Origin of the sequence: Pseudovibrio sp. WM33, assembly GCF_001623165.1 — a bacterium.
Taxonomy (GTDB): Bacteria; Pseudomonadota; Alphaproteobacteria; order Rhizobiales; family Stappiaceae; genus Pseudovibrio.
In genome coordinates this window covers 1-18,582 of sequence record NZ_LMCK01000112.1, presented here as the reverse complement: position 1 = coordinate 18,582, position 18,582 = coordinate 1, and the positions used below count along the sequence as shown (strand labels likewise).

Sequence of the window (18,582 nt, the reverse complement as noted above, 5' to 3'; positions counted from 1 at the left end):
CAACAACATGAACATAAACATCAAGCCCTTGCGAAAACCAGATAGCCGCTTGCGCCGTGGTCTCGAACTACCCGTAGGCAGGCAAAGGCCTGGGAAGGACCCGTAGTTAGTTGATTTGGATTAGCTTTCGTTTTCCCGTTTTAACGCACCGGGAAAATAGCCGGGATCAGGAACATGTAGTACCCATATCTCTTCAGTTGTGACACACTTGTATCGCTTTGTGCCAGTGAAGCCCTCTTGCGCTTCGTCCGATGGTAACTCTTCGATATGTCCGGCACTCTGTTGATGCACAGCCCAGCTCAAAAATCGTTCATATTCTGCAGGCGAAACGAACTGATCTATCTCTTCAAATATACATTCCGACATGGCAAACCTTCAGTCATCCGAAGGGTGGGAAACAGGTTTTCTCGTTGAGCTGTGATCTGTCAAACGAATTAAGTCATCATATGTTAGCTCACCAGACTTGATTCCATTAAACTCATCGACTGAGATCTCATAGATATCGGTGCCGCCGCCTTGTCGCGATACCAGAAACCTAAAGTAACAGCGCCCATCCTCCATCATGTAAGCTTCCCAAGTTTTCTCTTGCCATAGCGTATCAGAGTGAATGATAGGGCGTCCCTTCGGATAGTAAGTGTCGCCAACTTTAGTCAGGTATGGACTATTCAGACTTTTCATCAAACTTCTCCAAAAGCAATCAAAACGACTAGTAGGTCAGAAACAGTTCTCTTAAGCACCTGACCAACTTCTCATATGACATCCAGATAAATCAACCGCTTTGAACCCGTCGCCTTTTTCAGCACCTGAATACGCTTTTGCCTCAACAGTGGAGCCGCCCGATCTACCGCATTACCAAAAGCATTTACCTTTGCTGGCCAGAAGCGTGAAACTCTGATCTGGTCACTCACAATCATATTGAGTTCAGCCAGCAGCTCAGTTGCCGTACCTACCCAACTTTCACCACCTTGCCGGACCATGAGAAACTCATGGAGAGCTACCGCGACTGGATCGCCCTCAAAAACAGCTTCCGCTGTACCACGCCGGTTGCTCTCATACGCCTCCAGAAACTCGCCCTCCTCCCAACCAAGGCCAGAAGACGCTGCCACCATCAACCGCGCAAAGTCCGCCATGCGTGGATGACGATCCAGATGCACACTCTCAATGTTGCGGATAGCTGTACTCAACGCATCCAGCAAAGCGCCAAGCATACGCGGCTTGAGCTGCTCCCATTCTTGCCAGAACAGCTCTTCCGGCTGACGGCCCACCTCATCAATCCGCTTGAGACGAACAGAAAGCGCTCGCTCTGCCAGATCAGCCCGCTCAGTCAGCGCGGGAATGCCATTAAGCAACACAGGCCGCGCTCCTTGAAACCAATAGGCATCTCCATCCGTGTGCAATTTGCGAGAAATAAACCCACTCCCCGTCGCCATTCGGCAAATCGCATCAGACAACCAGCCTTCCATTTTCGAGACATTATCGAAGTTGAGCACATGCCCGTTTTGCGCCATCACCATCAGGTCGCGTTCATCTTTGGGTAGTGAAGACGCAGACACCGCACAGGGATCTGTAATAGACCGCAACAGCCGCGCCATAGTACTCTTGCCGCTACCTTGCTCGCCACCAAGAGCAAGAACCGGATAGCTCCGACTACGCCCCCACAACGATGCTACCATCCAACCAAGAATAAGCTTGCAGTCCTCTTCCTCTGCATTGATGAGATGGTGCATCTCTTCAATGCCATACCCCTTTTCCGGCAAAGGTAACGGAGACATAGTCTGCTTGCGGATGAATTTAACGGGAGGATTGTTGATCACCTCCCAACCGTCACGGGTGATACGGACTGCTTGCCAGCTCTCATCTGCCAGATCCAGCCAGCTTTCCCCATCCTGCCAGCCAGTCCGCATAAACGGCTCATGACAAGCACCCTGCTCCAACGCCCGCACCTCAAATACCCGCAGAGCATCACCTAAGTTCTGCGTTGAAGGGGCAAGCCCGGTCTTCTCATAATACCGCCCCACCAGCCAACGCTTGAAGCTTTGGCTCTCAACCGGCCAATGCTCATAGTGACCATTCACCAACATAGTGCCAAAGGCGTCTTTTCTGCGGAGAATGCCAAAGCTCCAGATCCTGCGCGACTGATAACAAACTCACACCACGCGCCCGTGGCTTAACTTCCAGCTCTTCCGCATCTTCTACTTGAGAAGACAAGACGAAGGCTTCGGCCTGCTCTGGCGTCCATCCATCCGCCAAGGCATCAGCAGCATCCCAGCCATTGGAAACATCATCCGGCGGATCAAGAAACCTCACAGATGCAGCCCCAACCTTCTCAAGGCAACCCGCAACATCATCCGCAAATTTCAGCCCAGCCTCATCCGCATCAGGCCAGATGGCGACCTCTCGCCCTTGAAGCACAGACCAATCCGCTTTCTTAGCTGCATTGGAGCCACCAGGTGAGCTGATACAAACATGTCTCAATAACAATTGCTTGACAGCATCTGCAGCCTTCTCTCCCTCAACAATGACAACAGGCATATCCGAAGTTTTGGAAAGTAGGTCTAAACCATATAGAGGCCTTGGAAGCGACCACGTCTCCCACCGCCATTTCAATTGCCCTGCGACTTGGAACAAACACAAAGGACGATAGCTCTTCCCCGCCTCGGCCTCATCAAACCGGTACACATATCCAAGCACTTCACTCACTGCATCGCGGTATGTCCAGCGCTGCGACGGCACGCCTAACTTAGGATGGAAAGCAGGTGGTTCCGGTGCCTCATCTGGCACCGGCATCACAATCGCCTTTTGTGGCTGCAATCGATTGGATTTGGTAGCTTGGTCTGTTTTAATTGGAGCAAACGGATCACTCATAAGCATCCACTCCAATCATATCCGCAATATTGCATGCAGCTTGTTTTTGCGAGAGCGAAAACAGATAGGCTCCAAGGCTGATAAAATCCCGCCCACCTTCACCAGTTGCAAAATCACACCACAGGCCTGAAGCAATGTTGATCTTGAAGGAACCAGCCCGCCGATCCATCCGGCGCGGGTTCTTCACCGTATACTCACAGCCACAAAGCCGCCCACCGGGGAGCCATTGCCTGCAGATTGTATCACCATGCAGTAAAGCAGCTCTGGCGATCCGCTGAAAAGCAATGCGAGGCGGTGGCTTACAACTCCGCCTCATGCCCTCGCCTCCACCTCACTCGTGGAGCTAGTCAGATGAGATTCAATCCAACTCTGAATATCAGAAGGCCGGTAGCGTACCGACTTTCCCAGCTTCACATATTTCGGCCCACCGCCACGCCTGTATGGTCCTTATAGAAATTCCAAGATAATCCGCTGCAGCCGCTTCAGTAATCAGAGCGTTTTCAACGCTGTTCAGTTCCGTCCTCATAACCATCATCTCCGCTCATTTGCGATGAGGAAATGCTGGTTGGATTCCACCGACAAAAATAGGCGACACGATTATTCTGTGCAGGTGTTTGAATTTATGTTCTTGATTGTTTTGAAGGAATACGGCCTGCTTGTTTAAACGACTGCGGCGCATAATCACCCCACAGGCGATCAAACTGACGCCCACTTACTCCCGGAAAACGTTGTAATACTTCCCTTCTTACATACGCCTTCTTTGACCGTGGCTGGTCCCCGAGCGTCTCCAGAAAACGAATAACTTCAGCCTCAACAAAACGGCCTTTACTATCAGAATTTGAGCTGCGTTTTCTCTTTGTGCTTTGAGTCACAAATATCGTCAAATCTTCGGCCAACACCTGCCTCTGATCACCGTCAACACGCAAGAGTTCATTTCGCCGCCATGAGACATACGAAAGCTCAGAGTGCCAATAAGAGGCAGGAACCACATGGGCATCCGCTAAGGCTCTGTCGCGGCCTTTCACGATGAGCTCACCACGCTGTAGTGCAGATATCAGAGCCAAATACGTTTCAAATATCAGCTGAGTTGCTAGCTTTTCCTCAGCTCTCTTGGGAGCCTTGCCGCTCTCAAGGATTTCCATCAGCCCATGATCATCCAGCCACTCAGGAAGAACTGTTTTCTTGTGAAGTTGAGTTAAAGTTCGAAGGTCAGCAGTAACTGGCCAACAATTAGGTGTGAGATCGGAAAAATAAGAGCAGATGCCCTCGAGTGTCCAATCGTAAACTGATGCAATCTCGCTCGCGCGATAGATTGCATCACTCACCTCATCTCGATCAAACAGTAATCCTTCGAAAGCATCTTTGAAGAAATGCCCTTCGACAAGCGTCAGATCATACGCTGCAATCTCCCCCATTGAATCTCCTAACCTAACGATCACGAACACCACTGTAGACTAGTGCAAACTGGGGAGTGAGAATGCGGAAAAATTTTCGTTTAGTAACGAGTAGAACGAAAGGGAACCTACTCTCGGAAAGCAGTTCTTAAAACAGCCATTCAAGTAGCATGTCTTTTTGCCTCATTTCTCACTCCAGTCAGCAAGATCTCGGGTCGAAACACTTCCTTACTCAAATCAACTGATCTGTGCTTAGGCCTTCACCGCACGCTCACCGCTCACGCAATATCTTAGACAGCGCGGCGCGTAGTTTTTGCTCCTCCCGCCCTGAATCCTATCGAGATTACATCGTCAAGCATCCGAAAGGCGGCTGCAAGAAGTTATCACGAGCTCTGGCAGGCTGTCGGGTAAGTCTGCGAACGGTTCAAAGAGGATGAGTGTAGCAACGTCTTCAAGGCTGTAGGATATGAAACCGATTAAACGCGACGCACTCCAAAAATCAAAATTGGAAGGCGAGGACTGAACACCGGTTACGATAGAGCCATACAACATGGGCAATGATTTAAGGCAGAAACCGGTGGTGCTTGTAACTGATCGGAACTGAGGTCATAGTCCTCGCTTACTCATTAAAACTGGGGTCAGAGTTAACTTGATGGCGCCCCGTAAGGTCCCTTCCAGAACGGTATTTGAGGCCATATCAGACCTTCGGGGATCAATTGACCAAAAGGAAAGAAGTTATCGAGAACCTGCAGCCGCGACAGGACATAAAACATACCACTAAACATTCCAAAGCTGTTCAGTTTTGACATACGTACGGCTATTCGCGAAGAAGCATCAGCACCGAAAAGAGTGTGATCGAAGGGAAAGGTATAGCGTGTCTTATCGTCGGTTCTGAGCAGCACCCCATTCATACAGGGTAGACACGAAACCGGTTCATTATCCAGAATCATAAACCAGTGATGTCCTGCAGCATAATAAGGGCTACAGAAGCGTCGTGTTCCCCCGATTTCCTTCATTCTGACATCACAAATCTGACCCGTAAGAGTATAATTCAGATCTACCTCATCATGAAGATTACTTGCCCTTGAGTTTTGCAAAAATCCTGGAAGCAAGTTGGAAAATCGAATGGACTTAACCCTACCAACAACATCACGATCAAATTCGTAGCATAGAATATCCCGGTCATCCGCAACGAGCGTCACGGTTTGAACAGCCCCAGCAGGATTATGCTGAGTATTAAATGCCACTTCTCGACCTTTGGACTCCAGAGCAAACCGGTCACCATGATCTGTGATCAGCAGTTCCTGACCATTCAAGTCAATCCTCAAATAATCATCCACTTGGTTCACATTTAGGTAGAAACCCGCACTTTCGCAGACAAACCCATTTGCTCTTAATGTGTAGCGATCTGTTCCTGAAGCGTCGATGCATTCGCCTTCCTTGTCGGAAAATCTCCTTGAAAAACTGGTTTGAATGCCATGCTGATTATCAATAGTCCCCGATTGGACAATTCCGGTTACATAGTCAGTTTCGGTATTGAATCGAAAAATCGCGTGGTCAGGATCGTCGATAACTTGCCAGCTTTGATCTGAATAGCATTTAAATTTTTGCCCATTCAGTTTTAGGATGTCGCAACCCTCGGCCCTCTCAATCTGAGCAAAAAAGTGATCACTTGTAACAGCACTTAACCGACCAGTATCATCATAGGTGTAGCGAAAAACCCTGTCGTCAATCTGTTCCGTTTCAAGAAGTGTTCCCAAATAATTTCTTTTGAGAACCTGCTGACCATCGGTCAAACTGCAAAGGCGACCAACGCCATCAAACGCAGCATCCAGCGATTGCTGAGGTTGGTCAGTCAAGTTTGCATCCCATTGATGGACACTGGTTTTGATGTTTCCATCAGATTGTTCGGATCTTGCCAAATGAGCTGTTCGGGCAATGTCAAACACATCAGCACCCGTTGAGGAAAAGGTCCATTCTTCGGAACTACCTGCAACTGCAAGACCATTTATAAACCCGGAACGACTGAAACCCACTTCGACGGAGCGATCCTCCAAACCGACCGGGCGACCAAAGACATCCCGACCAATAACTTCGGTTCCAATCTCGACAAAATCAGAGTGATTATCAGCATGGTAAAACTGAAGATGCGATGCAGGCACCACATTGGAGGAAAAAGGAGACAACAAAGGCTCAGATACCCCCAGAAAAGCCGCATGAAACAAACTGGACATACGGTCCAGAAGATTATGAGGCAGGTCTACATGAATACAAGAAGGATCCCCGGAAAGAGCTGCTCGCCAGGTGGTTCTTTCAACAGGAGCCGAAAGAATATCATGCATATGGGCAAGCAATATCTCAGCTCTACCCTCTTGAACAGACTGCGGCAATTCAATGAGACCGGCTACCGACAAAGGCCTTTTTCGTACAATCTCAGCCAAAGAACCGAATAATTCTGATGGAGAAAATCGGGCTAATCGAGGTGTTTGTATCACCCCGTCTGTGAAGCAGAAGCTGGTATCTGGCGTTTTAAGTTCCGACAGGGCTTTCGTATCTTGAGCATACTTCAGCAACCATTCCAGACCCCGGAAATTCATCGAAAGCGGATTTCCGGCATCGTCATAACCAATTCTCAAAAGCTCCTGATCACCATCCTCTATTGACGCGAGCAGGCCCCATTCATCCTCATATGAGAATTCCAGACTTGTATCTTCACCTGCCTCCACCCGATGCAAGCGGCCATCTTGCCAGTGATAGGTAACGGTTCGCCCATCTGCCAACCTGAAAGAGGAAAGAACGGCCTGGTCACAATCAATGCTGAATTCGGTTATTGCATCTCCACCACGGCGGATTATCGTCGTGTCAGTGGCCGGATAGGCACATTCCAAGGGCGCCATGCCATGCCTGAAGCGCCTATTCAAAAGCCGGTTATCACTATCTAGCTGCAAGGCTTCAAACGCACCTGAAGGTCTCACCCGGTGGGTAAGCTTCCCGTCGTCATTATACATATAGGCCCACTCTCCGGCATATGCCGAGCGAACCTGTACAAGCCTGCCATCATCATATCGATAGGAACCAACATCCTTTAGTTGACCGGTTACCCGATCCCGCTCGCTTATCCGATTGATCTGCAAATCATCACAATGAATATCAAGATGCAGCCCGTCACTGCGGGAAACACTGGTCAAATTTCCGTAGGCTGATCGTTTGAAACGGATTTCATCGCCAGCTTCATTATATAGCCTGCGCAGAAAAACTTTTTTACCGTTCGACAAACCAAACTCGTAAAACAATCCCCCTGCTACCCGAAAGGTCGGGCGCATATTCAGGATTTCAAGCTTCCAGTCCTTTACAACAGGATTGGTGGAAATTCCCCCGGACCAGGGTATCTGGAAACGTGCTATCTCACCCGTTGGCAGGTGAAGGCTCAACCATTCCGGGCCCGGCAGAACATACAGGCTCCAGTTATCAATCCATCCCTCGCCAGTCTGTCCGTTGAAAAGTGACATGGACTGCCAGGTCGAGGTCAAAAAGAGGGGAATTTTTCCCGGATAATAAAGATCAGTTCTGGAAAAGGTCGCCTCACCAGAGAGAGGATTGAAAATTGAATCCACAAGCCGGGTGTTTCCAGGCCTCTGCCCCCGATAATCATAAAGGTCATAAAGTATGGACATATGTCAGCCCTGAAAGCTGAAGAGACGTTCAAGGAAATGATCCAAGTTTTTCCCGATATAATTCAGATTGCTGTAATCAGCGTCCCCTTCATTTTCATGATCCCAGAAATATATCGCGCCTGCATCATCTCCAGACAAGGACAGCAGGATCAGGTTACCGAACGGATCATGCGCAATGGGAAGCATATGGGATGGAACACGCTCCTCCTCAACATACATGGAGTAATATTCCAGCAAATCCGACGGATCATCAGTTCCAACTGACAAAAACCAGTCCACCAAAGAGTCGCTATACGGGCCATCATCATCAAGAAACGAGAAGCATTCTGGTACCGGTCTGCCGCCATTTCGCTGAGACAAAAACGACCGGTAATCTGCTGGTAGAGTGAGCCCCAGTTTCTTTTCCAAAGTTGCAAGACCTGCTTCATCAAGCCCGGTGGAAGCGTCCAATATCACTGCCTTAGCCATTCTTCAGTTGCTCCTTGATTACCGAAACACCACCGGAGTGAGGAAAGGCGTTATGCATGCTGGAATCGACAAGTTGCAATGTACCCGGATTGGCGCCATCATGGTGCCAGGTAAACCCCTTTGGAGTTCTGACATGCCCTGCATGCTGGTTTGCCATGTAACAGTCACGTACCCGACTGGGTTTAGCTGTCTTTGATACAGTCATATTTTTCTCTTTTAATCTCGCTTTGACAGATCCAATCCGACCTGTTTCTTGCATGCATGTTCGTGTCTGCACCCTTAAAATCAATTTGTGTAGGCGTGAAGACCGATTAAACTTCAACTACGTTCGGGCAAACTCAGAGACCACAGGCATTTGCCATGAGTTTTACACACATATCCGAGGCCTGCGGGCGCAATACAGAATCCAGCTTTGCCGGGTTTCCGGATTGGGCCAGATCATGCAATCCTCCCACTAACGGATTATCTGGAATATTCGGCAAGGTCGCAGACAGTGGCTCCCCTAACGAGATCGCGGACGACACGGCATCGGAAAAATTCTGAGTAACACGGGAGACAGCCTGAGAGGTAACTTCCGGAACCTTCCCTTTCAGAGCACCAATCAGGGCGCCGCTGTGTAATGCCTTGGTTTTGAGCGTATCAAGAGCTTTATTCGTCAGGCCATCCAGCCCAACTTTGGGAAGATGCGAGGCAACATGGTGGGACAGGATGTCTTGAATTCCACTTTCAAGAATTGAAGCGAGCTGATCCTGCACAAATGAACCAAGCTCAGGGACGGGCATCGACAGAGCCTCCTTGAAGGCGAGCAATTCGACCGACGCAGGATCTTCCAGCCTGCTCAAACCCGGATCCAGCAAGGGCGATGCATTATCCTTTGCGCCTTTCATGCAGCTCTTCAGAGGACCACCCATTCCCACATCACCAATGAAGGTATCACCGGAGCCGGCTGAAACAGAGCCGCCACAGCCGATACTATCCCCCACACGACCTGCTTTTTTGCCGTTGATGAATACGGTAGCAGACCCGGCAGACAGGGAACGTGGATGAGGAGGGCATTGGGGACAGCCATGCGGCGCAAATGCATCACCCAGCCTCACGGCCTTTCTGCCGTTGATGAAGGTATCGCCGGAACCGCTAATAGCCGGTGTCGGAGGAAAACAGCCATGGCCTGCCCCAATATCTCCCAATCGTGCTGCTTTTGGCATTTCGCCTCTCCTTCAAAATCAAAAAAACAAAATCCGATGAAGCCCGCAACAAGCTCTGACAAAATCAAATCTAACGGGCCTGAATTCTCTCAAAATTTCTAGTTCATGCTTAAATCACCGAGAAAAAACACGTGACTTTTATTGCCGTTCTCGTACTGGTATCCCCAGCTCCCCATCCCACCTGTTTGAACAGAAGGTTACTCACCAAAATCCTCTTTCCATTCCTCAATATCATCCTCATCTGCAGACAGAGCGTTGATAAATTCGTCAAAACTGTCGCCAAGTTTGGTTATGCCTTCAATGTCTGAGGGTATGTCATCCATATCATCATCAAGAATCAGGGGATTGATATCCTCAAGCGCAAACACCTTGCCAATACACTTGCCCCTGATAACCAATCCAATCGACAAATGCGTTCCGCCTGCAATGATAAGGGCGTCATTGACATTACCTCGTATCATCGAACCTTCAAGCGCTTTTGTACAATAGAAAACAGAATCTCCAGATTTACTGGGATCATAACCTGGAGGGGAAGCAAGGTTTGTAAAAGATTCGATATAAAGAGGTGCTTGATTTATTTCATATCGGTGAGGAAGAGGCCAATAACCTGCCCCACAGTTCTGATAAAATGCCACATACTGCTTCAGGCTTTCATGATCCTGAAAACTAAACCCAAGTGCTTTCTCGTGATAGGCAATACCCCTTTCCAAGCCTTCACTGGGAAAAGGGCTCCCAAATTTCACCTTACGCATGTCCATCCCGAACTAAACAATCATCTAAGCGCAGCAAACTCATCCACCAATCAAGTTTCTGTCAAAGCCAATCAGGCAAGTCATCAGCAATCTGCGAGAAAAAACTATCGAAATTATCCGCAAGAAATGAGCATTCTTCCAAGAACTCTTCTGCTGTTTCTATTTCGCGATTATCATCAGTAAAGCCAATAACATGGCCAGTTTTTAGGTTGATCACTACATGTTCATGTTCTGCGCCATCGGCAATTTTAATGTAATGATCGGGAGCAAAATAGTCATCTTGTATATTACCAGTTTCAAATTTAACTGTATAAAAAAAGAAATTCTTTTCAAATATTTTATTTATACATTTATCTACCACTTCAGATATGTGCATGAAGGTCGTAATACTAGCTAACCGATGATTATCCTTGTTATAAAAACACGGACTATCTCCAGCTAGATATCCGCCATTATACTCCCTCAAAAAAGCAAGATAATCATCAGGAACCGGATATTTAGCCCACGCTTTAAAGGCTTTAATTTCCCTTTCATCAGCAGGTTTTGCAATCGGATCGATATGAGGCATTATTTTTAATTCCCAAACCTCGCGGCAGTATCTTCAGGGACGCAACCAGTTATGGCTTTTCTATTATCGAGAAAATCTTCTGCAAGTCCTGTATTCCTAAACCACACACCCAACAACATGACGATCCGCTTTATGAACCAGAGCCAAATTTCTCTTTGATTTCATCAGGTAAGTAATCCATAGAATCTTCCCAATCATCAATGTCGTCCTCATCTGCATAAAGACCATCGATAAACTCGCTAAATGTATTGGCGAGATGCAAAGCTCCATTTTCCAGCCTGATCTGGTCTCCATCCAGATAAACACCGCTATCTACAAAGGCAAAAACCTTGCCCCTATGCGGCCCTTTTACAGCAAGGACAAAGCTTAAATGACCTGCAGCTCCTTCAGCGAACATAACAAAATCATCACTTATCCAGTCTTCGCCAATAGCCCGATCGGTACTAGCTTGAATAGATGCTAAATTATCAGAAGGAGACAACCGAAGGAACGCTTCAATAATCAATTCTTCCATGTCGATTTTTCCATCAAACCGACAAGGAATAGGTTCTCTTCCAACACCATTACTATTTATAAAATCTATAAAATCTATAAAATCTTCTGGTAACTTAATACCAAAATAATCTTTAGCCCATTTATCAAAAAGCGTTACATCGCCAGTTTCAAACTCACTCTGGAAGAAAAGTTTTTGCAAAGCTTTACCTGCCTACATCAAAAAAGTTAATCCGGCAAAATTACTCGCCATGATCCTCCTCCCATTCCTCAATTTCCTCTTCATCTGCTGTCAGGGCATCGATAAATTCTTCAAAACTATCGCCGAGTTTGTTTATGCCTTCAATATCAGAGGGTATGTCATCCATCTCATCATCAAGAACTAGAGGCTTGATATCCTCAAGCGCAAACACCTTACCAATACACTTGCCCCTGATAACCAATCCAATCGATAAATGAGTGCCATACGCAATAATAAGAGCATCATTGACGTTGCCTCGTATCATCGAACCTTCAAGCTGTTTTGTACAAGAAACAACCGTGATCGCTGACTCAAATCCTTACTCTGGATGCGGAGCAAGACGTGCAAAAAACTCTATATAAAGAGATACATTACCCTTCTTAAAACAGCAGGGTAGCGGGTTGGAGCCTGTTCCATTTTCTTTACAAAAGCGCAAATACTGCTTCAGGCTTTCATGATCCTGAAAACTGAACTCGAATGCCTTTTCATAATAGTCAATTCCCGTGTCCAGCTGCTCATTTGAATCCGGATATCCATATTTTATCGTCTGCATGTATACTCCGAAATAAACCACCAACTAAGCACAGCAAACCCATCTCACAATCAACTTTCTATCAAACCCCATCAGGCAGATCATCAACAATTCGCGAGAAAAAGCTGCTAAAACTATCCGTCATGATGAAACATTCCTCAAGAAAATCTTCCGTCGTCTCTAGTTCTTCTTCAGTTTCATCGTCAAAACTAAAAACATGGCCAGTTTTCAGATCCATCAATATGTGTTCATGCTCTGCACCATTTGCAATTTTGATGTAATGATCAGGCGCAAAATAGTTATCTCTCAAGTCTTTAGTCTGGAATGCGACTGTAGAAGTGAAGAAAAATCTTTCAAATGTTTTATTAATACATTTATCTACTTCTTCAGAAATATGCATGAAGGTTGTAATAGCGGCCACCGTATGATCATCACTATTATAATAACATGGGCCACCTCCATTCAGATATCCGCCATTATATTTTTTCAAAAAAGCAAGATAATCATCCGGAAATGGATATTTGGCCCAAGCTTTAAAGGCATCAACTTCACTGTCATCAGCAGGCTTCACGGTCAAATCGATAAGAGGCATCATTCTTCATAATAAAGATTTTGAACAAAATCATCGAAAGAAGAAGATAAATGAGTTACGCCTTCCCCTTCAAAATTTTCATCATCAAAATGCACTTCATTTGAATTATCCAAAAGAAAAACACTCCGAGCCTGATTACCTCGAATTTTATAGTAAAATTCCTCATGGTATGTTGGGCCATAGGAAATCAGAACATAATTCTCCATAGGTTTAAATTCAGACTTATTTCTTTCCCAGACTATCGGGATACTTTGAATAGATGAAATATCAGTCAAAGCGTAATCATCTTTATAGATTAGGCACAATTCAATTCCATTATTCTTCTGAAAAAATTCAACAAAGCTTGGCTCAATCTGGTCGGATAAATTCACAAGGCGATTAACATCATCCTCTTCAAACGAAAGAGTGCTACCAAACCTAGAAAAATCCATTTCAATGTCTTTTGCATAGTAAACTGGCATTTTCTTATTTCGCTTTGCTAGCCCCTCTTGTAGTGCCATAGGTTTTCAGGCGTCTTTCAAAAGCTTGCTCTGCTGCTCATTGCCCAGCAAAATCAGCCACCAATCAAATTTCAATCAAGCCAATCAGGTCCTTCATCGACAATTTTCGAGAAAAAACTATCAAAACTATCTGCTATGATGAAGCTTTCCTCTAGAAAATCCTCCGTTGTTTCCAACTCTTCTTCAGTCTCATCATCAAAACTAAAAATATAACCAGTTTTCAGGTCCAATAATATATGCCCATGTTGCGCGCCATCAGCAATCTTTATGTAATAATCAGGAGCAAAATAGTTATCTCTAAGTTCTTCTGATTGAGTTTTAACTGTATTAAATTCAAAATGTTTTTCAAACATTTTACTAATACACTTATCCAAATCTTGAGATACATGCATAAATTTCGTAATACAGACCACCGTGCAATCACTACTATCATAAAAACAAGGAGCATCTCCAGTCAGATATCCACCATTATGCTCTCTCAAAAAAGCAAGATATTCATCTGGAACCGGGTATTTAGCCCACGCTTTGAAGGCTTCAATCTCCCTGTCATCAGCAGGCTGCACAAGCGCATCAATAAGAGGCATTATTCTTCCTTCACGTCTTCGAATTTCTCGAAAATTCACCATAATGCTTAAATAGCCGATGAACTTCTTCATCAACCGCAATCATACTAGTACCCCCATTATGGTGCCAATGGTAAAAAGGCGTTTTCTGAAAAGCTCCTTCTGCAGCTCTTTTATCAACATCGCGAGCTGCATCTTTAGCTTTCTTGCGACCGTTTGCAGTACTCAAATCATACTTATTCGCGTAATCATTTGGATGTGCCAACTTAGTCAACTCTACTTCACTATCACGATAGACAGCCTCAACAAGTTCACCATTCTTCGTTTCATTTCTAACGCTGTAGAAATCGGGATTTCCATCCTTATCAAAAGGCACGCTATAAGTATCACCACTCGAATGCTTCATATGGACTTTGTAGGATCCATCCGCATATTTTTCAGCTTTGACAAAATTTTTATTATTTTTCGTCGGAGTCCCTTTGGGGCGCTGAGCCTCCCACTCATTAGCACTTAAATCTGTTTTTTCTCCCTTGTTTAATCCTTTTGGCCCACTGGGAGGAACCCTCTTCGCCGCGGCAGTTGAACTATCAATGACATCGGGAGCTTTGCCATTCTTTTTGATATTGGTCATCCCGTTCAGCCTGGCGGCTTCTCCGCCTGCTTTTCGACCAGCGATCAATCCGGCCTGACCAGCATTTCGAGCTGCTGATGAAGGAGCTTTTGCCATATCTCTCTCCTTTTAGCTCGGCGCACTGGCTTGGAGTGCGGAGGCCGTTCCACCAGCCGCCGCACCACTAGCCGCAGCATTTTTAAAAATCTTCACCGCATCTTTTGTCAGAGCCCGGATCGTGTCTTCATCACGCAGATTGCCAACTGCAAATTTGATGATCTTGCGAACAAATTCCTGAAACACATCATCGAGCTTTCCGAGTGCTTTTTCGACCATACCAACTGCCTTGGATGCGAATTCTACAATCTTGCTAACTGCCAGTTCCGCTGCCTTGATCAACCCAGAGGTGTCACGCAATCCCCACAAGGTCCAGCTTGCCCGTGCTTCTGCCAGCGCCTTGCTGGCTTGTTTCTGCATGGTAGCCAGAAACTTTTTGAAGAGGCCCATAGCCTCCTTGATCAGTTTCTGAAAATCGGCTGCCAGATCCTGAAGCCATTTGACGGCATTGCCAGAAGAGAAGAAGCGCGCCACAGCCATGACGGAATTGATCATTTCTGGTGATGCGGCCTTCTTGAAGGATTTCAGGAAATCGCCTGTCGCCTTCAAAAACGGTTTGCAGGCATTGAAAATGGTTTTGAAAACCCCCTTGACGACCGATCCAACAGTAGGGACCAGCCCGATGGTGCAAATACCTAGCGATAGCCACAGCAACCAGCCTTCTTCCTCCCGCACCTTGCTATCACAAAGCTTGAGCACAATCGCAGAAACATCCCTGAGATCGCCAACCTGATCGATAATAGGAATGGCCGTCAGCGCTGCATCGAAGATAATCTGCCCGGTTGTCGGATTGTCATTCCACTCTCCTTGCAGCGCACCCCATATCCAACCAAACCAACTTTCATCATCAGCATCCAGTTTCCGTAGGGTATTTCTCGCATTTTCCTCAATCCGTTTATATTCATTGACTTTTCGCTGTGTATCATCGTCCAGCCCACCAAACAGACGACCAAGCGCAGTACCGTCAATCTCGTCGCGCATGCGCTCCGCTTCATCCCGCGCAAGACGCGCACGAACAATATCTTGGTTTTTCAGATAATCTGGATTCCGCTTCTGCTGGTTTTCCGGCTTGTATTCAATGGCATCCTCACCGGCCAGCACCATGGCAGCCTCGTTTGGCAGGCCATATATCGCCACCATGCCGTTGTCACCACAGGTGCCATTGGTCTCCGCCCCCCCCTCTAGGATCAAGTGAAACGGAGCCCCTGGAGACGGGAAAAAATCCTCATAATGAACAAAAACGGCCAATGCATTCGGACAATGGTCACAAATCCTGTCCGGGTGTTCCTTGACTGTCGAAAAATCAAGATCGGCCAGGTCAATCACATCTCCGGTTGGCTGACCGCCTGCTGTTTCTGCCTGTGTCATTGCCCCTGTCCTATGCTGCACCCAGCCTGGACGCATCCTTGCGCCTGGCCACCTGCGTCAATCGTTCGATTTTTGATTGCCCGGACATAAAATCTGGCCCGGAAAGAATGGACTTCGCCTCTGGCAGCGCGCCATTTTCGTGGAAACCTTCACCAAAAGCAGTCGTCAGGACAATGAACTTCACCTTGTCCCGTTCCATTTCAAATCCAAGCTTTTTGGCGGTCTTCTCCGATCTTGCAACGAGTGCCAGCAAGTCCTTGTCACCTCGGTCAATCAGCTTTTCGCCAAAGCCCTTACGCAGAAAATCCAAAATGCGTTCATGCCGAAGCTCAGTCTGCCTGCCCCGCAATGCTTCGAACTGCCTGGCACCTACCCGGTAGGGCGGAAGGCTGGCAATCCCGGCTTCTTCGGTGTGATTGATGCGATAGGTATAAAAGCGTTTGTCCTTGCTGTTCGGTGCGATATGAAAAGCCCCTAAATCACCACAGAAGGCTTGGGCCATTTCTGGCGTCATTGAGCTCAAAAATGTTTCAAGAAGGCGCGGATCGTAGAAACGGAAGAGAACAGTTCTGTTCCCTTTAGGCGGATAAACATTTACCCAATTCCGCCAATGCTGAACGAGATGGGACGTAGCAACCCTATCAGGTGTCTCGAGAAAGAAGCCCCAAGCATCATCACTTTGCGTCAGGCTAACAATATGCTCCCACATCTCGTCCTTGGGTCGGACAAGATGGGGCGCTTCCGTATTGTAATAATCCTCAGCCAGCTCCTCATAGAGACAAAAGCCATCCTCTTTCAGATCAGCCACATGTCCAGGAACATCCTTGTTCCCGCAGGCATCAACAAGAGCAAACAATCTGCCCTCATCACGAAGAGATGCCAGATCATCCCAGCTGACATGGTCAGGGATATTGGTATAGGACAACGCCATATCACCTGTATCCCCGGTCGGTTGCAACCTCAGCAGCTTTCGGGTCCGTTGGCTCTTCAGCCGGTGGTGGGGCGGCATCCGCCGCCGTGCCCGGGCTACCACCCTGGTTGATCTTCACTTTGTTGCCGACAATCGTAACCCCGCCGGAATCAATCTTGACGAAACCACCCGGACCCTTGATGGTCAGTTCTTCGGTGCCTTCCAGAACAATATTGGGTGCCTTAACCGTGGTCTTGCCCAAAATGGTTGTCGTCGAGCCTCCTTCAACCTTGAGGCTGTCCGATCCCTTGATCATGGTGGAGCGGTTAGCACGAAAACTGTTCACAACAGCCCCGTAAACCGTTGTATGCAGGGCGTTATAGACCTTGAAAAGCAGTTTGCCGCCGAAGATCCAGTTCGTCTCATTATCAATGCGACGATATTCATCTTTTGCTATGTGCTGATAATGGTTGTTCTTGACCAGCAGGTGTCGGTTGTTCTCAACAATCTGATGCCGGTCATGCCGGATATGTTCACGCCGGTCATTCTCGACAACGATGTCCTGATCTTTTTGGGCATGGACATATACTTGCTCCATCCCGGCCTGATCTTCAAACCGCAACTCGTTCGAACCCACACCCTTGTGAGTATCCGACTTGATTGTCATAACCGTTTTAAAGTCCGGCAGGGTGTAGGGACTCTTGTTATTGTTGTGATACGTCCGCCCTGTGATGATTGGCTGGTCTGGGTCGCCTTCGAGGAAGTCTACGATGACCTCGTGGCCGATGCGAGGGATGGCGATGTGGCCCCAGCTGGCACCGGCCCAGTTGGAGGACACGCGGATCCAGCAGGAGGAGGTGTCGTTCTTCTTGCCATGACGGTCCCAGGGGAACCAGACTTTCACCCGGCCATGTTCATCGCAGTAAATCTCTTCACCTTCTGGCCCGGTGACATGAGCGATCTGAGGGCCATCCACCAAGGGCTTTTTGAGCAGTTTGGGCCGGTATGGCAGGCGGGCGGGCATGACCTCAAACCCAGCGCTGTAAGTGGTGGAGCCGCTGCCAGCTTCCTCAGCCACGGCCTGCGGCTGACTGCCCTGATGCGAGACCGTGAGCAAATGATACTTGATGTTGTAGTCGTCGTTCGGGTGGTCGTTCAGCGCAAACTGATGACCTGCCATCAGGTGAATCGCATTGGTGGCGCCATGCCCTGTGGTGGCCTCAACACGTGCTGCCTCCAGCCGGTGTTTTGTGAACGGCTTGCCGACACCATCGGCCTTGTAGCGACCCGGATACTCATAGAGCGCATAGTCTCCGGCAGAGCCGTTGTCCTCACCACGCTGATGGGCGTGTTGCTGGTTATAAGGCGGGTTCTTGAAGGAATAATCGCGCTGCATGAAGCTGGTGGCGCGCAGCTGCTCGCGCAGGACAAAGCTGTTGCAATAGACGCCTTTGACCGCCCCGCCGGCCATACTGTTATATTCCAGCTTTGGCTGGTCCGGCAGCTGCGAGACGATCTGCGGGTTATCAATGAACTGCAGCGTATGCTGGCCATTGGCACCATAGGTGAAGTAGTACCAAATGCCTTCTTCTGCCGTGATGCGATCTAAAAAGCTTAAGTGACTTTCCCGGTACTGCACGCAGTATTCACGGGCCGCATGGGTATCTGTCAGATCCCACTTCACATCCTCGACGCCGTGTTCTTTCAGCAGGATCTTGACGATCTCGGGCA

The 18,582-nt window shown here is 47.7% G+C and carries 21 protein-coding genes; all 21 read right to left on the bottom strand.

The window, feature by feature from the left end; genetic code table 11:
* Window positions 1-375: 375 nt before the first annotated feature.
* Window positions 376-678, bottom strand: a complete 303-nt coding sequence (locus PsWM33_RS20375) for a hypothetical protein (protein WP_063301456.1) — start codon at window positions 676-678, stop codon at window positions 376-378.
* A gap of 71 nt (window positions 679-749) precedes the next feature.
* Entirely contained in the window at window positions 750-2,081 is a 1,332-nt protein-coding gene (locus PsWM33_RS28125) for a hypothetical protein (RefSeq protein ID WP_244276726.1), read from the bottom strand.
* Window positions 2,059-2,865: a DUF6371 domain-containing protein gene (locus PsWM33_RS28120; protein WP_208994668.1), complete on the bottom strand. Its 807-nt coding sequence runs from the start codon at window positions 2,863-2,865 to the stop codon at window positions 2,059-2,061. Before PsWM33_RS28120 ends, PsWM33_RS28125 begins: the two co-directional genes overlap by 23 nt.
* Window positions 2,858-3,181, bottom strand: coding sequence for a hypothetical protein (locus PsWM33_RS20365; RefSeq protein WP_063301455.1), 324 nt, complete (start codon window positions 3,179-3,181; stop codon window positions 2,858-2,860). The genes PsWM33_RS28120 and PsWM33_RS20365 overlap by 8 nt, the downstream gene beginning before the upstream one ends.
* 304 nt (window positions 3,182-3,485) lie before the next feature.
* A complete protein-coding gene (locus PsWM33_RS20360) occupies window positions 3,486-4,280 on the bottom strand; it encodes a hypothetical protein (protein ID WP_063301454.1) in 795 nt (264 codons plus the stop codon).
* Window positions 4,281-4,903: 623 nt separating this feature from the next.
* Window positions 4,904-7,933, bottom strand: coding sequence for a DUF6531 domain-containing protein (locus tag PsWM33_RS20355; protein ID WP_063301453.1), 3,030 nt, complete (start codon window positions 7,931-7,933; stop codon window positions 4,904-4,906).
* Between the two features lie 3 nt (window positions 7,934-7,936).
* Entirely contained in the window at window positions 7,937-8,401 is a 465-nt protein-coding gene (locus tag PsWM33_RS20350) for an SMI1/KNR4 family protein (RefSeq protein WP_063297826.1), read from the bottom strand.
* Complete coding sequence (locus PsWM33_RS26930; RefSeq protein WP_109314613.1) at window positions 8,394-8,606, bottom strand: HNH endonuclease signature motif containing protein; 213 nt, start codon at window positions 8,604-8,606, stop codon at window positions 8,394-8,396. The genes PsWM33_RS20350 and PsWM33_RS26930 overlap by 8 nt, the downstream gene beginning before the upstream one ends.
* 133 nt (window positions 8,607-8,739) lie before the next feature.
* Window positions 8,740-9,606 (bottom strand): PAAR domain-containing protein, encoded by an 867-nt coding sequence (locus PsWM33_RS26925; protein WP_082827090.1) that lies wholly within the window; start codon window positions 9,604-9,606, stop codon window positions 8,740-8,742.
* Window positions 9,607-9,803: 197 nt separating this feature from the next.
* Window positions 9,804-10,358, bottom strand: coding sequence for a hypothetical protein (locus PsWM33_RS20340; protein WP_063301452.1), 555 nt, complete (start codon window positions 10,356-10,358; stop codon window positions 9,804-9,806).
* A gap of 61 nt (window positions 10,359-10,419) precedes the next feature.
* Window positions 10,420-10,926 carry an SMI1/KNR4 family protein gene (locus PsWM33_RS20335; RefSeq protein WP_063301451.1) on the bottom strand — a complete coding sequence of 169 codons (507 nt, stop codon included), beginning with the start codon at window positions 10,924-10,926 and terminating at the stop codon, window positions 10,420-10,422.
* Window positions 10,927-11,056: 130 nt separating this feature from the next.
* Complete coding sequence (locus tag PsWM33_RS20330; RefSeq protein ID WP_063301450.1) at window positions 11,057-11,620, bottom strand: SMI1/KNR4 family protein; 564 nt, start codon at window positions 11,618-11,620, stop codon at window positions 11,057-11,059.
* A 40-nt stretch (window positions 11,621-11,660) separates the two neighbouring features.
* The gene (locus PsWM33_RS20325; RefSeq protein ID WP_063301449.1) at window positions 11,661-11,924 is read right to left on the bottom strand and encodes a hypothetical protein; all 264 of its coding nucleotides are present in this window, start codon (window positions 11,922-11,924) and stop codon (window positions 11,661-11,663) included.
* A 54-nt stretch (window positions 11,925-11,978) separates the two neighbouring features.
* Window positions 11,979-12,212 carry a hypothetical protein gene (locus PsWM33_RS20320; protein ID WP_063301448.1) on the bottom strand — a complete coding sequence of 78 codons (234 nt, stop codon included), beginning with the start codon at window positions 12,210-12,212 and terminating at the stop codon, window positions 11,979-11,981.
* A gap of 61 nt (window positions 12,213-12,273) precedes the next feature.
* Complete coding sequence (locus PsWM33_RS20315; protein ID WP_063301447.1) at window positions 12,274-12,783, bottom strand: SMI1/KNR4 family protein; 510 nt, start codon at window positions 12,781-12,783, stop codon at window positions 12,274-12,276.
* Complete coding sequence (locus PsWM33_RS20310) at window positions 12,783-13,283, bottom strand: hypothetical protein (RefSeq protein ID WP_063301446.1); 501 nt, start codon at window positions 13,281-13,283, stop codon at window positions 12,783-12,785. The genes PsWM33_RS20315 and PsWM33_RS20310 overlap by 1 nt, the downstream gene beginning before the upstream one ends.
* A gap of 71 nt (window positions 13,284-13,354) precedes the next feature.
* Entirely contained in the window at window positions 13,355-13,867 is a 513-nt protein-coding gene (locus PsWM33_RS20305; protein ID WP_063301445.1) for an SMI1/KNR4 family protein, read from the bottom strand.
* A 10-nt stretch (window positions 13,868-13,877) separates the two neighbouring features.
* A complete protein-coding gene (locus PsWM33_RS20300; RefSeq protein ID WP_063301444.1) occupies window positions 13,878-14,573 on the bottom strand; it encodes an HNH endonuclease in 696 nt (231 codons plus the stop codon).
* A gap of 12 nt (window positions 14,574-14,585) precedes the next feature.
* Entirely contained in the window at window positions 14,586-15,941 is a 1,356-nt protein-coding gene (locus PsWM33_RS20295) for a hypothetical protein (protein WP_063301443.1), read from the bottom strand.
* Window positions 15,942-15,951: 10 nt separating this feature from the next.
* Window positions 15,952-16,872 (bottom strand): DUF4123 domain-containing protein, encoded by a 921-nt coding sequence (locus tag PsWM33_RS20290; RefSeq protein WP_063292563.1) that lies wholly within the window; start codon window positions 16,870-16,872, stop codon window positions 15,952-15,954.
* A gap of 1 nt (window position 16,873) precedes the next feature.
* On the bottom strand, window positions 16,874-18,582 hold a 1,709-nt coding region (gene tssI, locus PsWM33_RS20285; protein ID WP_063301442.1), incomplete at its 5' end, for a type VI secretion system tip protein TssI/VgrG.